The organism is Polynucleobacter sp. CS-Odin-A6 (genome assembly GCF_018882095.1).
Classification (GTDB): domain Bacteria; phylum Pseudomonadota; class Gammaproteobacteria; order Burkholderiales; family Burkholderiaceae; genus Polynucleobacter.
The window spans coordinates 22830-38304 of sequence record NZ_JACVPD010000002.1 but is presented as its reverse complement, the minus strand read 5'-3'; the positions used below and the strand labels follow the sequence as shown (position 1 = coordinate 38304).

Genomic DNA, 15475 nt, shown 5'->3' with positions numbered 1-15475 from the left:
CACAGGGCTTAAAATTGCCCTATGAAAACTGATCTCCCACAGAGCTTTCGTAGGCTCGAATACCGCGCTCCAACTTATACCTTTTCACAGGTCGAACTCGACATTGCCTTAGATCCTGCTAGGACAATTGTAAAAAGTCGCCTTGAAGTTTTGCCTGGAGCTGGCTATGAGGCAGGTGCTCCTCTGGTATTGCAGGGTCATGAGCTTGAGTTTGTTAGTTTGCGCATTAACGGTGAGGCGCATCGTCAGTTTGAGTTGAATCCAGAAGCTTTGACTATTCATGCCTTGCCTAGTGGGGGCAAGCAGGGTTTTGTTGTCGAAATTATCTGCGTCTGTGTGCCTGAGAAAAATACTTCCCTGATGGGCCTGTATGTTTCTAATGGCAACTTTTTTACGCAATGCGAAGCTGAAGGTTTTAGAAAGATTACTTACTTCCTCGATAGACCGGATGTAATGGCACGATATCGCGTTACCTTGCGCGCTCGCGAGGCTGCGTACCCAGTTCTACTTTCTAATGGAAACCTCATTAGCACTGAGAAACTCTCTAATGGTTGGCATAGCGCTGTTTGGGAGGATCCATTTCCGAAGCCATCCTATTTATTTGCTTTGGTTGCTGGTAAGTTGGAATGTATTGAAGAGACTATTACCACTAGTAGCGGTGCACAGAAGTTATTGCAAATTTGGGTCGAACCTCATGATCTAAAAAAGACCCGTCACGCAATGGATTCTTTAATCGCCTCCATTCGTTGGGATGAAAGGCGCTATGGTCTAGAGCTTGACCTGGAGCGTTTCATGATTGTTGCAGTGGGTGATTTCAATATGGGTGCAATGGAGAATAAGGGCTTGAATATCTTCAATACCAAATATGTTCTCGCTCAAGCCGAAACTGCAACTGATGCTGACTTTGCCAATATCGAAAGCGTTGTAGCGCACGAGTACTTCCACAATTGGACCGGTAATCGAGTGACTTGTCGTGATTGGTTTCAGCTCTCGCTCAAAGAAGGCCTGACTGTGTTCCGTGATCAAGAATTTTCTGCGGATCAAATGGGAAGTGAGTCGGGGCGAGCAGTAAAACGCATTGAGGACGTCCGCCTCTTGCGTCAATTGCAGTTTCCAGAAGATGCGGGTCCCATGGCTCATCCGATTCGCCCTGATGAATACCAAGAGATTAATAACTTTTACACCGTAACCGTTTATGAGAAGGGCGCTGAAGTTGTGCGCATGTATCAAACCTTGCTTGGTATTGAGGGCTTCCGCAAGGGGATGGATCTCTACTTCAAACGTCATGATGGACAAGCAGTAACCTGTGACGATTTTTTGGCCGCCATGGCCGATGCTAATGGCCGAGATCTTTCGCAATTCAAACATTGGTATAGCTATGCGGGCACGCCTCAGGTATCAGTAAAAGAATCCTACGACGCGGCTAAACAGCAATATCACCTTACCTTAACTCAAAGTCATTCAGTAAACACGGCACAAAAAGAGAGTGAGCCTTTTCATATTCCATTGAAGATGTGCTTGCTGACCCCTGAAAATAATCGGGCTGAGATTTTGTTAGAGTTAACGCAAGCACAGCAAACTTGGACTTTTGATCGGCTGGGAAGTCGCCCTGTGCTGTCGATTAACCGAAACTTCTCAGCACCGATTCATCTCGATTTTGATCAAAGCGAAGCAGATCTATTAGTGATGCTCTCTAGTGATGACGATGCCTTTAATCGCTGGGAGGCTGGTCAGAAATTGGCAATGCAAATGATTTTAGAAAATCGCTTGCCAGATATAAACCTGATTGCTGCCTATCGCAATCTCTTAACTGATCCTGATCTCGATCCTGCTTTTAAGGACTTAGTTCTAACCTTGCCAGCAGAAACCTATTTATATGAGCAGTGCATCAGTGTTGATCCACAAAAGATTTATGTCGCACGTCGCTCCTTCCGCCATGCTATTGCTAGTGAGTTACGTATCGAATGGGCTGCACTTTATCAGCAGATGCAAACCCCAGGACCATTTAACCCGGATGCCGCTAGTGCTGGTAAGCGGGCTTTGAAAAACTTAGCACTGAGTATGTTGCTCGAAGCAGATCCCCTGATCTGGGCACCAATGGCCGTAAATCAATACCAGAATGCTGACAATATGACTGACCGCTACGCAGCGTTAGCAGGATTGGTCATTCATGGGGCTCAATCCGCAACTGCTTGTTTAGAGGATTTTTATATTCGCTTTGCTGACGATGCCTTAGTCATTGATAAGTGGTTTGCTTTGCAATCCAGTCGTCCGCCCGTTGCCAATGCTGCCCCCACTTTGAGTGAAGTCAAGCGCTTGCGTGAGCATGAAGCCTTCAAAATGAATAACCCTAACCGCGTTCGCAGTGTGATCCATGCTTTCTGTATGAATAACCCAGCCAGCTTTCATCAGATTGATGGCAGCGGTTATGCATTTTGGGCCGAGTCGGTGCTTGCTTTGGATCCTATCAATCCACAAGTTGCTGCACGCTTGGCAAGGGGATTAGACCGCTGGCGCCAGTTTGCGCCGATTTATCAGGAGCAGATGCTGGCAGCTCTAAAACAGGTGGCCGCATCTGAAACCCTCTCTGCGGATGTGAAAGAGGTGGTTTTGAAGGCCTTAGGCAACTTAGGCAATTAAGCATCCTATAACAAGGCAAAATAGAGTCATTACTGCATCAACCCATTACGGAGAAATTCCTTTTGACCGCTTCAAGTACTTTTAATACCAATTTCAAGCAGTATTTAGAAACTACTCAGTTCAAGGGCTCAGCTATTCCTGCTGGCCTGCAAGAGCTTTTGCTGGCGGTTTCTCATACCTGTTCAACTCTGAGTCACGAAGTAGCGCAAGGTGCTTTGATCGGCTTATTGGGCTCTGCCGGTACTGGTAATGTTCAGGGTGAAGTTCAGCAAAAGCTGGATGTCATAGCCAATGACTTGTTGATTGATGGTGTGCAAGGGTGCCGATCTTTGGCGGGCTTAGCTTCTGAGGAAATGGAGTTTCCCTTGCCCGTTCAAGGTACTGGCGATTACTTGCTACTCTTTGATCCTTTGGATGGTTCATCTAATATTGATGTGAACGTGTCGATTGGCACTATTTTTTCTGTACTAAAGAAACAAGATCCTACGGCCTCCTTACAAACTACTGATTTTTTATTGTCAGGACGCCATCAAGTAGCAGCAGGTTATGTAGTGTATGGCCCGCAAACGACAATGGCCCTCACACTAGGCGAGGGTGTCGTGATGTTTACATTAAATAAAGTCACGGGTGAATTTGTATTAATTAAGCACGCAGTGGAAATTGCCCACTCTACTAAAGAGTTTGCTATCAATATGTCCAACATGCGTCACTGGGCTGAGCCTGTTCGTCGCTATGTGGATGAGTGTTTAGCGGGTGTCAGTGGTGAGCGCGATAAAGATTTCAATATGCGCTGGATTGCTTCCATGGTGGCTGATGTCCATCGTGTGTTATCGCGTGGTGGTGTCTTTATGTATCCATGGGATCAGCGTGAGCCGCATAAGCCTGGCAAGTTACGGTTAATGTATGAGGCTAATCCTATGAGCTTCTTGGTAGAGCAGGCTGGTGGAGCATCAACCAATGGTGAGCAACTGATCATGGATATGATTCCGACCGAGCTTCATGAGCGGGTATCTGTGATGCTAGGGTCTAAAGAAGAAATTGAGCGCTTACAGCAATATCATGCGCAAGCATAAAAAATAGCCAGCAAGAATAGCAAGGAAAATACAGCCGAACTTAAGGTTGTACTTTCTCTTTAAGGTAGGCAAGTGACTCCTCTACCTGGTCAATCAGTATGAGGCAGATATCCCCAGCAGACAAATCATTGAGTGCCGTATCAATTGCTAAGAATTCCCCGGTAATTTCTTTTACTTGCTTAGCTTTACTTGTACCTACTAGGCCTTCTTGAAGAAGCTTCAACACTTCACCGTCTTCACGTCCACGCTGACATTGGTCTTGGTAGAGAATGATGTTGTCAAAACTGTTACCTAGGATACGCGTGAGGTCACGAATATCTTCATCGCGACGATCTCCAGCGCCGCTAATTACCACATGACTCCTAACAGGTTTCATGGCTTCAATTGCGTTTGCTAAGGCACGCATTGCATCTGGGTTGTGGCCATAATCCGCAATGACGGTCGCGCCTTTGTGCTGGAATTGGTTAAACCGTCCAGGAACCGCGTTTGCAGTACTCTCAAAAGAATGCAATCCACGCGCAATAATGTCGGCATCCAAACCTAAAGCCCAAGCCGCGCCAATAGAGGCCATGGCATTTTCTACTTGGAACCCCAATATGCCGTTTTGAGTCAGCGGAATTTCGCTAACCGGGAAGCGGAAAAGTATGCGTGACCCTTTGGAGCAGACGATATAGGCCCCATCAAAGTAAATCACTTTTTTATTCTTGGCGCGGTGCGCTGCAATGACAGGGTGATGTTGGTTCTGCGCAAAGAAAATCACTCGCCCTGTACAGACATCACCCATCTTCACAACCATCGGATCGGCAGCATTCAGAACTGCCGCACCAGTAGGCGCCACGTTTTGTACTACGACCCTTTTCAGGATAGCTAAGTCTTCAACGCTAGTAATGTAGTTCAGGCCCAAGTGGTCACCTTCGCCAATATTGGTAACAACGGCAACTTCACAGCGATCAAAACCCAGACCTTCACGCAGCATACCGCCACGGGCCGTTTCTAAAACAGCGGCATCGACATCGGGATGCATGAGTACATTGCGAGCGCTCTTGGGACCGCTACAGTCACCAGAGTCAATCAGGCGATGATTGATATAGACCCCATCCGTTGTGGTCATACCAACCCGTAAGCCGTTCTCGTTGAGTAAATGAGAAATCAATCGAACAGTGGTTGTTTTTCCATTTGTGCCAGTCACTGCTACCACTGGAATGCGTCCATCCTCGCCAAGGGGATACATCATGTTGACGATATCTTCACCAACAGGGCGGCTCTTCCCAAAGGAGGGGTTGAGATGCATTCGTAAGCCCGGTGCTGCATTGACTTCAACAATACCACCACCTTGTGCCTCTAATGGTTTGTAAATTGCTTCACACAAAACATCGACCCCGGCGATATCTAATCCAATCATTTGTGCAGCAGCGATAGCGCTAGCAGCAACATCCGGATGAACATCATCAGTCACATCAGTTGCAGTCCCGCCTGTGCTCAGATTAGCGTTATTACGCAATAGGATGCGTTCACCCGTTTTAGGTATGTAAAGGGGGCTGAAGCCATTACTCGCCAAATGCGCAAGCGCAATCTCGTCAAACTGAATCTTGGTTAAGGCAGTAGCATGGCCATCGCCACGCAAGGGATTCTTATTTTCCTGCTCAACCAATTGCGCAACGGTATTTTTTCCATCACCAACAACTTGAGCGGGTTCGCGCCGTGCTGCTGCTGAAAGGCGATTACCTACCACGAGAAGGCGGTAGTCAGCTCCAGGTAAGTAGCGCTCAACAATGGTTTCACGGCCAAAGGCTTGAGTAACAATAAATCCAGCCCGTACTTCGGCTTCAGTCTGGATGTTAGCAACAACCCCTTTGCCTTGGTTACCATCTTTGGGCTTGAGTACGATTGGGCCACCAATGTTTTGGGCGGCACGCCAGGCATCATCCGCAGTAGTAACAACTTCACCGATGGGAACTGATACTCCAGCCGCGGCTAATAAGTTTTTGGTGAGCTCTTTATCTTGCGCAATAGCCTCTGCAATCGCGCTGGTATCGCTAGTTTCAGCTGCTTGAATGCGCTTTTGTTTACTCCCCCAACCAAATTGCACCATGCTGCCCTCAGTCATACGGCGATAAGGGATATTTCTTTGAACAGCAGCATCCACAATGGAGCCGGTGCTGGGTCCTAAGCGCACATCTTCATATAAAGCTTCTAATTCTGAGAGGGCGGCTGCCAGATCAAAGGGTACGTCATTCAGGGTCGATTGAATGAGGGCAAAAGCAAAGTCAAAAGCCATGCGCCCCACAACCTCTTCGGTGTACTCCACGACAACTTGGTAAACCCCAGCATCAATCGTCTGCACTGTGCGACTAAATGTGACTGGGCAACCTGCTTGAGATTGAAGGCCTAAGGCAGCGTGCTCAAGTGCATGTGCTAAAGATAGAGCCTCATTATGGCCACCACGACGCATACTTCCGAGCTGGGGAAATCGCTCACGGATTTTAGTTTCAAATTGAGGAATCGAATCGATGGAGCGCTCAGATTCATCGCAAGAAACAATGGCCTCTAGCGCGGTATGGCGACTCCATAAATTGGGGCCGCGTAGCATACGAATACGAGTAATTTCCAATTAGACCCCCGCTGGAATGATGGCATCAGAAACAAAGGTTTCTGCACCAGCCTCTAAAACATTAAACGGGATTCCCAAAGCCCAGGCTGCAGCAATTGCAGCGCCCAGATTCATGGGCTGCCAGGGCGCGCTAGCATCGAGCTCTGAATAGCTTGGCACAGGAATATTCTTTTGATCCTGATTGCCAGTTTTTAAGGTAATTTGCTGTTTACCAATGATGACTGCGCGACTACCCTTTTTGAGATGCTCTTGTAGTACTAAGGATGAGGAATCTTGGGTAAAGAAGATCACTTCGCCATCGCAAAGCTCCGCCATCTTGACAACTAGGGGGTCATCTGCATTGAGAACGGCAACTCCAGTTGGCAGCACAACATCGACTTGCGTTCTCATAATGCTAAAGACTTGGTCTTCATCATAGATGGCATATTGAGGAAAGTTGGCCATCGGATCCACATTGAGTACAACACCTACTTGGCAACGGTCGTAGGCAAGACCTTCAATTAACATGGATAAATTATTATTTTCGATAACAGCGGCTTCAACTGCGCGATTCAATAAAGTACGACGGGCATTTTCCCAATTAGCCGCATTGCTTTTTTGAATGGCGCGATGACCAAAAAATAATCCCTTACTGCACGAGAGACCGACATATAAATTAGTGAGCCGCAAGAAGTGCGCAATCATTTCTGCAACAGGAGTTTTACCGCGAGCACCACAGACACCCACTACAGGAATGCGAAAATTAGCTCCAGGTGGAAAAAGGTGATTGGCAATTTCTTTACCTACGGGCTGTGGTTTGCCGCTGGCCGGTTTTAAGTGCATCAAGAGACCGGGGCCAGCATTTACTTCGACAATGGCAGCATTTTGTTCTTCTAATGGCTTGCTAATATCTTGAGCAACCAAGTCAACACCAGCAATTTCCAATCCCACCACGCGTGCTGCTAAGGCAACCTGACTAGCCACCTCCGGGTGTACTAAGTCAGTCACATCAAAAGCGACATTGCCATTACTTTGAATCAGTACTTTTTGATCGGGAGCTGGAACACTTGAGCCAATTAGCTTTTGACGTGCAAGCTCGAGCTCGACTGCAGAATCAATTCGAACTGGATTGAGTGGACACTCCTCTGATCTACCGCGACGGGGGTCAGAGTTAATCTGAGTCTGAATAAGTTCAAGGACCGTATGTTTACCATCACCTGTAATCCAAACTGTTTCACCTTTGGCAGCTGCGACGACTTTGTTGCCAACCACCAAAAGGCGATGCTCATCACCAATAATGTGGCGCTCAACTAAGACTTCGCTGCCTTCATCAATGGCAACTGCGTAAGCAGCTTCAATTTCTAGTTGAGTGTAAAGATTAATAAATACTCCGCGACCATGATTGCCATCAATCGGTTTAACCACGACAGGCAGACCAATATCTTGTGCAGCTTCCCAAGCATCGTCTGGGCTGGTGACTGTGCGACCTTTAGGGGTTGGTACGCCTGCGCTAGATAGCAGACTCTTTGTGAGATCTTTGTCGCGAGAAATGGTTTCAGCGATAGCACTGGTTTGATCTGTTTCTGCTGTCCAGATGCGGCGTTGATTGGCCCCATAACCCAGTTGTACCAAGTTGCCCTCTGATAAGCGGATTGAGGGGATACCCATTTCCTCTGCTGAGTTCACGATACAAGCAGTGCTAGGCCCTAGCAACAGATCATCGCCGAGCTCGCGCAGATTTTCGAGAATGGTTTGTACCTCAGCCACTGGGTCTTTAGTATCTTGAGCTAAGGCAAGATATAAGTCTCTCGCATATTTGAGGGCAGTGAGCGTCACTTCCTCATTGATTGCGCTCACCATGACTTTGTAAACACCCCGACGGTCGCCGTCACGGGCCTTACCAAATCCACCGGGAATGCCAGCTAAATTTTGTAATTCAAGGGTGAGGTGTTCGAGAATATGAGCAGGCCAGGTGCCTTCTTCAACGCGCTTTAAAAATCCACCGGCTTCACCATAGCTACAACGATGTTCTTGAAGGCTTGGCAACGCTAGGATCAAGCGCTCATAAAACCCAGGAATCAGGTTAGAGGGGTAGTCCTCCAAGTCACCAATATCTACCCAAACCTCAATCACGGGATGGTAAGTCCACATATTGGGTCCGCGGAGATGCTTCACGCTCAGGATCTCAATGGTTTTATCTAGTAATTGGGGCATATGTGGAATGGGCAATCTCAGCGCCGCCTTTAAAAGTCATGGCGGGAGTGTCTCAGGCTGTCTCTCTAGTTCTAATAATTATTCAAAATCCACAAAATTGGCAAAAATACATAAAAAGGCCTAAGTTAATCATTTAACGGCTTTCTTCCCCTCAAAGTTGACAGAGCTATTAAATCTAAAAAATCTAGCTCCACTATACTTTTAGAACTAATGAACCCAGAAATTTCCCTATCCGCACCCCCTCCACCAAGTCATTGGACAAGTGCTTTGATAGGATCATCTCACCCCATTGAGGACCTAGGTTCAATAATGGCCTGGGTTGAGCTGGATCTTGATAGAGAGATGCGCTTTGAAAAAAGCCTGCTTTGCTTAATTCCGGCAGGGTTGATTTGGGTTGATGGCAATCGCTCGGAATTTTGGCCGATGCGTTCTGGGGTTCATCTTTTGCATGGGGATCATGCTGGGGTGGGTCACCTTAGACTGGAGTCCGAGACCAATCTGCTTAGGATTTGGTATTTTACTTTAGCGGTAAATCCTCAGATCTTGCGTTTACAGACCGGCTTTATGCAACTGTTGCGTGGCGATCAACTGAATCACCCGAGTCATGAGGCATCCGAATACGACAAGCAGGTGTGCTCGGTTTGCTTAACTCCCAAGCCCGCGAATTCAGATGCATGCCCGACTTGCGATCCTGAGGAAGATATTCCCCCGTCTACTTGGACCTTATTTAAATTGTGGCGTTTTGCGCGCCCCTATAAAAAAGAACTTGCACTAGGCTTTGTACTGACCTTGCTGTCAACAGGTGCGACCCTGATACCTCCATATCTCACAATGCCGATCATGGATCATGTGCTGATCCCTTATGAAAAAGGGAATCCCATTGACTTTGATTTAGCGAGTAAATACTTATTTGCTTTACTTGCAGCAGCCATCGTAGCCTGGGGTTTGGGTTGGTGGAAGACCTACCTGCTTGCATTGGTCAGTGAGCGTATTGGCGCAGATTTACGGAATACTACCTTTGAGCATTTACTTAAATTGTCATTGGAGTATTTCGGGGGCAAAAGAACAGGCGACTTAATTGCGCGTATCGGCGCTGAGACTGATCGTATTTGCGTATTTCTATCGCTCTATGCTCTCGACTTTGCTACTGACGTTCTGATGATCACGATGACTGCTGCCATTTTGATTTCAATTGATCCGTTATTGGCCTTAGTAACGCTCGCACCATTGCCCTTCATTATCTGGATGATTCATGTGGTGCGCGACAAACTGCGTTTTGGTTTTGAGAAGATCGATCGTATGTGGTCTGAAGTAACTAATATCTTGACGGATACCATTCCAGGTATTCGGGTCGTCAAGGCATTTGCCCAAGAAGATCGTGAGTTGAAGCGTTTTGTTGATTCCAATAAACACAATTTACAAATCAATGATCGTGTCAATCGTGTCTGGGGATTGTTCTCCCCAACAGTCACACTGCTCACCGAGACTGGCCTTCTGGTAGTTTGGGGTTTTGGTATTTGGCAAGTTGCTCATCAAAAGGTAACGGTAGGTGTTTTGATTGCTTTCCTAGCTTACATCGGCCGTTTTTACATTCGCCTTGATTCAATGAGCCGTATTGTTTCGCATACACAAAAAGCAGCTGCTGGTGCAAAACGTATTTTTGATATATTGGATCATGTTTCGAGCGTACCTGAGCCGATTAATCCTGCACCTTTGGGTCAAGTAAAAGGGCGCATCTCCTTAAGGGGCGTAGGTTTCCGCTATGGTAATCGTGCAGTATCTAAAGGCATTGATCTGGATATTGCTCCAGGAGAGATGATTGGATTGGTTGGGCACAGCGGCTCCGGTAAAAGCACCTTAGTGAATTTAATTTGCCGTTTCTACGATGTTAGTGCGGGTTCGATTGCTTTGGATGGCCGTGATATTCGTAGTATTGCGATCGCAGATTATCGTAAGCGTATTGGCCTGGTTCTTCAGGAGCCATTTTTATTCTTTGGCACGATTGCTGAAAATATTGCTTACGGTAAACCTGAAGCAACGCGTGAAGAAATTATTGAAGCAGCAAGAGCTGCCCATGCTCATGAATTTATTCTCCGTCTGCCCCTAGGCTATGACTCATTAGTGGGCGAGCGCGGTCAATCACTTTCCGGTGGAGAGCGTCAACGAATTTCTATTGCCCGCGCCTTGCTGATTAATCCCAGCATTCTGATTTTGGATGAAGCAACCTCTTCAGTTGACACCACCACCGAGAAAGAAATTCAGCGTGCTTTGGATAACCTGGTAAAGGGCCGTACTACTATCGCGATTGCTCATCGCCTCTCCACACTCAGAAAAGCAGATCGCTTGGTAGTTCTCGATAAAGGCGAGATTGTGGAAATCGGATCTCATGATGCATTGATGGAGGCGCAGGGAGCGTATTACGCCTTATATCAAGCACAGCTTCGTCATGCTGCAGAGTTGGTTGAGGGTGGTGTCATTGGTGAAAGTCTGGAAGAGAATGCGGTACAAGGGGGCGGGCTATGAGTCATCATCAATTGCCCCACGCACTTGAGCGAGATTCGCTTGGGCGTCTGGTTTTGATTGACGCCAGTGGTAACCGCCATGTGGGGGTCTACCCCGTGAGAGCTTTCCCAATTACTGCTCCAGGTGCTGGCATCTCCATCATGGATCAATCTGGCAAAGAGTTATGTTGGTTTAATGGCGTTGGCGCAATTCCAGAGGCTGAGTTAGGTCTCATCGAGGCAGAAATGGCTTCTCGTGAATTCATGCCCATCATTGAAAAAATCACCAAAGTGTCTACTTTTGCTACTCCGAGTATTTGGGATATTGAAACTGACCGCGGCCCGACCAGAATTAGACTCAAAGCAGAGGAAGATATCCGTCGAATTGCTGGCAATACACTCCTTATTGCCGACTCTAATGGTTTGCAATTCTTAATCAAAGATGCAACTCACCTTGATAAAGTCAGCAAGAAGCTTTTGGATCGATTCCGCTAGGAATACATCCTTGAAAAACTACCTAGTCCATTCAAAGCTAGCTCTCATGCAGTTTTATTAGGGTTTGTACTAATTAGTTAGTGTTACCCCTAAGGCCCATTTAGTAATTGTTGATGGTAATCAAGCAGGGATACACTCACTTCGATAAAAATCTACACATAACATAGAGAAGCCAAAGTAATATTGGTATGCAAATTTTTTCTGGAGGAGCATACATGAAGATGAAGTTCAAAGGGGCGTTGATTTCCACCGTATTAGCCCTCGGTGTTGCTGGTGTCACACCTGCTTCAGCTGCATGGGAGCCAACTAAACCAGTAGAGTTCATTATTCCCGCCGGACCTGGCGGCGGAGCTGACCAAATGGCTCGGATGATCCAAGGGATCATTACAAAAAATAACTTGATGAAGCAGGCCATCATCCCAGTGAATAAGTCTGCAGGTGCGGGTGCTGAAGGCTTCTTGGCAATGAAAGAGGCTAAAGGCGATCCGAATAAAATCGTGATCACGCTTTCTAACTTATTTACCACTCCCTTAGCTACTGGCGTTCCATTTAATTGGAAAGATATCACTCCGGTTGCTATGCTGGCCTTGGATCAATTTGTATTGTGGGATAACGCAGAGAAGCCTTATAAAACAGCCAAAGAATATATCGATGCCGCTAAGGCAGCTGGCCCAGGTAAATTTAAAATGGGCGGCACTGGCTCGAAGCAAGAGGATCAAATTATTACCGTCGCACTGGAAAAGGCAACCGGCGCTAAGTTCACTTATATTCCTTTTAAGGGGGGTGGCGACGTTGCCGTTCAGCTCGTCGGTAATCACATCGACTCTTCTGTGAATAATCCAATCGAAGCGGTTGCTCAATGGCGTGCAAATAAATTACGTGCTTTGTGCGTTTTTGATGACACTCGCATGCCATACAAGGAAAAGATCACCGATACGCAATCTTGGTATGACGTCCCCACTTGTAAAGAGGCGGGAGTGTCCACTGACTATGTGATGTTGCGCGGTATCTTTATGGCCCCAGGCGTGACTCAAGAGCAGGTAGATTTTTATATCGATCTGTTCAAAAAAGTACGTGCAACTCCAGAATGGAAGAAGTTCATGGCTGATGGCGCATTTAACCAAACATTTATGACTGGTAAAGAATTTAGTAACTGGTTGACGCTGAATGAAGCTTTACACAAGCAGTTAATGGCTGAAGCTGGTTTCTTGGCCAAGTAAGTAGAAGGTCTTCAATAGGACCTCCCTGTGGAGGTCTTATTTTTTGTTATCTATCATCAGTAAACGTAATACTGTATTCATTAACTATTTAATGGCGAGCGAAGCACATGTCTGAACATTCAAATCATTCAAATCAAGAGTCCGTGATCAGTGTCAGGATGATGGATATCATCACCGCGCTCCTATTTATTGCTATAGGCATTGTTGTGATGATGGGCAGCATCAAGTTGGGCGCGAGCTGGGGGAGTGATGGCCCAGAGGCTGGTTATTTCCCCTTCTATATCAGCCTGATTATCATTTTTTCTAGCGCTGTGACACTCTACCAAGCTGTAGTAGTAGATAGAAAAAAGCAAGCAGAATCCTTCGTAGATAAAGAATCTTTCAAGCAGGTCATGGCTGTGTTGTTGCCGGCTATTGTTTTTGTGCTTGGCGTCCAGTTGATCGGTATTTATATATCTTCTGTGATCTATATTGCGATCTTCATGATTTGGCTTGGTAAATATCCAGCATGGAAAGCGCTTGCAGTTGCGGTAGGAGTGAGCGCATCTCTGTACCTGATGTTTGAGTACTGGTTTCAAGTGCCATTGCCACACGGTTCATGGATCAACCCGCTCGAGTTTATCGGCGTGCAATAAAAATAATAATAAGTAATAAAGATTAAAAAAGAAGGAGTTTAAGTTGGAAGAAATTAGCGCTCTATTCAACGGCTTTGCCGTCGCAATGACACCCTTTAACTTGCTATTAATGCTGGTCGGAGTCACTCTTGGTGTCATTATTGGTGTGCTGCCCGGTTTAGGTGGCGCTAACGGAATTGCAATTCTGTTGCCATTGACCTTCACCATGCCGCCAACTTCGGCAATCATCATGCTCTCCTGCATCTACTGGGGTGCATTATTTGGTGGTGCGATTACATCTATTCTGTTTAACATTCCTGGCGAGCCCTGGTCAGTTGCAACCACCTTTGATGGTTATCCAATGGCGCGAGAAGGTAAGGCGGGCGAGGCACTGACTGCAGCATTCACATCCTCATTTGTGGGTGCGTTCTTTGCCATTGTGATGATTACCTTCTTAGCACCCTTGGTTGCGAAGTTTGCTTTGCAATTTGGGCCGCCTGAATTCTTCTCGGTGTACTTATTAACCTTCTGTAGCTTTGTGGGAATGAATAAGGGTTCGCCATTTAAGACTATCTCCGCCATGATGCTCGGCTTTGCTTTGGCCTCTGTGGGTATGGATACCGTAACCGGTCAATTGCGCTTGACTTTTGGTAGTCATGAACTGATGCGCGGTTTTGATTTCCTAATCGCGGTTATCGGCCTATTTGGTATTGGCGAGATCCTGTTGTCGATGGAAGAAGGTCTTGAATTCAAGGGCGCTGCAGCGAAGATTCGTCGTCAGGTGGTTCTAGAGACTTGGGCGAAGCTGCCAAGATATTGGGCTACTACACTGCGCAGTTGTTTGATTGGTTGCTGGATGGGTATCACTCCCGGAGGCGCCACTCCCGCCTCGTTTATGGCCTACGGTGTTGCTAAGCGCGTGTCCAAGAGGGGTGAGAACTTTGGTAAGGGCGAGATGGAGGGTATTGTTGCTCCCGAGACAGCAGCCCATGCTGCTGGTACTGCCGCTCTACTACCAATGCTCTCCTTGGGTATTCCGGGTTCACCAACGGCGGCTGTATTGCTCGGCGGCTTATTGATTTGGGGCTTACAACCAGGACCACTGCTATTCGTTGAGAAGCCAGACTTTGTTTGGGGCTTAATTGCGAGTATGTACTTAGGTAACTTGGCAGGCTTGTTTGTTGTATTAACTTGTGTCCCATTGTTTGCCTCCATCTTGAGAATTCCATTCTCTATTATTGCTCCAGTCATTATTGTGATTTGTGCAGTGGGTGCATACACCGTTCACAACGCTACTTTTGACGTTTGGCTGATGCTTGGCTTTGGTGTGCTTGGATACATCTTCAAGAAACTGGACTATCCAATGGCACCAATGGTCTTGGCCTTGGTTTTGGGTGATCGTGCGGAAGATTCTTTCCGTCAGTCCATGTTGATGTCTCAAGGTAGCGTGGATATATTCTTCTCAAACTACTTGGTAGCCGGCATTAGTTCCCTTGCTTTGCTATTGCTCTTCTGGCCATTAATTGGCAAGGTAATTGGCAAGAAAAAGGCGGCTGCAGTCTAATTAATAGAAGATAAAAATATCGTCCAATCAAGTCAAAAACGAAGATTGATCAGATAGAAGGGGGCGCAAGCCCCCTTGTTCTATTGAGGTGGAACGATTTTCCGCAAACTCCGATAAAATATTTAGATCATGAATCTTCGTAAAAACCGCCTTATTCACTGGATTGCTTCACTAGCAATCGCTATGAGCGCACTTGCCCCCACAGTTTCACAAGCGGTATCGCTTGTGAACCATGGCCAAGGTTTTGCAATGGAGATTTGCTCGGCTGATGGTAATAAGACCCAGATGCAGGTGACAAGTAATGATCAGACTGATCTTACAGATGCCAAACCGTGCCCTTATTGTTTGGCACAGAGCAATACCACTCCCGCCTTTCATACCACCCTCACATTTCAAGCGCCGCAAACTCTCGCTTTGCTGCCACAGCTGTTCTATCAATCACCCAAACCACTTGCGGTTTGGATCACTCCACCTTCTGCAGCACCCCCTACACCAACCTAATTCTTTTTAGGGCATAGCCTAGCTATGCAGTTGGCAACCCATCTGGGGTTGTCGCAATATTGT

At 46.8% G+C, this 15475-nt stretch carries 9 protein-coding genes and 1 pseudogene; 8 read left to right on the top strand and 2 right to left on the bottom strand.

All coding sequences use genetic code 11. The features are described 5' to 3' along the window. Positions 1-21: 21 nt before the first annotated feature. Both pepN and ICN15_RS04840 read left to right on the top strand, forming a co-directional pair. On the top strand, positions 22-2640 hold the full coding sequence (gene pepN / locus ICN15_RS04845; protein ID WP_216201580.1) for an aminopeptidase N: 2619 nt from the start codon (positions 22-24) through the stop codon (positions 2638-2640). A 62-nt stretch (positions 2641-2702) separates the two neighbouring features. Next, complete coding sequence (locus ICN15_RS04840) at positions 2703-3713, top strand: class 1 fructose-bisphosphatase (protein ID WP_216201579.1); 1011 nt, start codon at positions 2703-2705, stop codon at positions 3711-3713. A gap of 40 nt (positions 3714-3753) precedes the next feature. On the opposite strand, the gene cphA (ICN15_RS04835) is transcribed toward ICN15_RS04840, so the two are convergent. Both cphA (ICN15_RS04835) and cphA (ICN15_RS04830) read right to left on the bottom strand, forming a co-directional pair. Beyond that, positions 3754-6324 (bottom strand): cyanophycin synthetase, encoded by a 2571-nt coding sequence (cphA, locus tag ICN15_RS04835; protein ID WP_216201578.1) that lies wholly within the window; start codon positions 6322-6324, stop codon positions 3754-3756. 33 nt (positions 6325-6357) lie between these two features. Beyond that, a pseudogene (gene cphA / locus ICN15_RS04830) lies at positions 6358-8517 on the bottom strand (cyanophycin synthetase); the annotation flags it as partial. Between the two features lie 210 nt (positions 8518-8727). Between cphA (ICN15_RS04830) and ICN15_RS04825 the strand changes: the two are divergent. The 6 genes from ICN15_RS04825 to ICN15_RS04800 all read left to right on the top strand — a co-directional run bounded on the left by ICN15_RS04825 (position 8728) and on the right by ICN15_RS04800 (position 15412). Further along, positions 8728-11040, top strand: coding sequence for an ABC transporter ATP-binding protein (locus tag ICN15_RS04825; protein ID WP_216201576.1), 2313 nt, complete (start codon positions 8728-8730; stop codon positions 11038-11040). After that, positions 11037-11513: a DUF1854 domain-containing protein gene (locus ICN15_RS04820; RefSeq protein WP_216201575.1), complete on the top strand. Its 477-nt coding sequence runs from the start codon at positions 11037-11039 to the stop codon at positions 11511-11513. Before ICN15_RS04825 ends, ICN15_RS04820 begins: the two co-directional genes overlap by 4 nt. A 221-nt stretch (positions 11514-11734) precedes the next feature. Further along, complete coding sequence (locus ICN15_RS04815) at positions 11735-12733, top strand: tripartite tricarboxylate transporter substrate binding protein (RefSeq protein ID WP_255532911.1); 999 nt, start codon at positions 11735-11737, stop codon at positions 12731-12733. Positions 12734-12840: 107 nt separating this feature from the next. Next, positions 12841-13368 carry a tripartite tricarboxylate transporter TctB family protein gene (locus tag ICN15_RS04810; protein ID WP_216201573.1) on the top strand — a complete coding sequence of 176 codons (528 nt, stop codon included), beginning with the start codon at positions 12841-12843 and terminating at the stop codon, positions 13366-13368. Between the two features lie 43 nt (positions 13369-13411). After that, positions 13412-14911, top strand: coding sequence for a tripartite tricarboxylate transporter permease (locus ICN15_RS04805; protein WP_216201572.1), 1500 nt, complete (start codon positions 13412-13414; stop codon positions 14909-14911). 129 nt (positions 14912-15040) lie between these two features. Further along, complete coding sequence (locus ICN15_RS04800; RefSeq protein WP_216201571.1) at positions 15041-15412, top strand: DUF2946 domain-containing protein; 372 nt, start codon at positions 15041-15043, stop codon at positions 15410-15412. Positions 15413-15475: the final 63 nt, after the last annotated feature.

What these genes read in the sequence shown, in the direction of transcription:
- pepN (WP_216201580.1), top strand. Translation starts at nt 22, where the DNA reads ATGAAAACTGATCTCCCACAGAGCTTTCGTAGGCTCGAATACCGCGCT.
- ICN15_RS04825 (WP_216201576.1), top strand. Translation starts at nt 8,728, where the DNA reads ATGAACCCAGAAATTTCCCTATCCGCACCCCCTCCACCAAGTCATTGG.
- ICN15_RS04820 (WP_216201575.1), top strand. Translation starts at nt 11,037, where the DNA reads ATGAGTCATCATCAATTGCCCCACGCACTTGAGCGAGATTCGCTTGGG.
- ICN15_RS04815 (WP_255532911.1), top strand. Translation starts at nt 11,735, where the DNA reads ATGAAGTTCAAAGGGGCGTTGATTTCCACCGTATTAGCCCTCGGTGTT.
- ICN15_RS04810 (WP_216201573.1), top strand. Translation starts at nt 12,841, where the DNA reads ATGTCTGAACATTCAAATCATTCAAATCAAGAGTCCGTGATCAGTGTC.
- ICN15_RS04800 (WP_216201571.1), top strand. Translation starts at nt 15,041, where the DNA reads ATGAATCTTCGTAAAAACCGCCTTATTCACTGGATTGCTTCACTAGCA.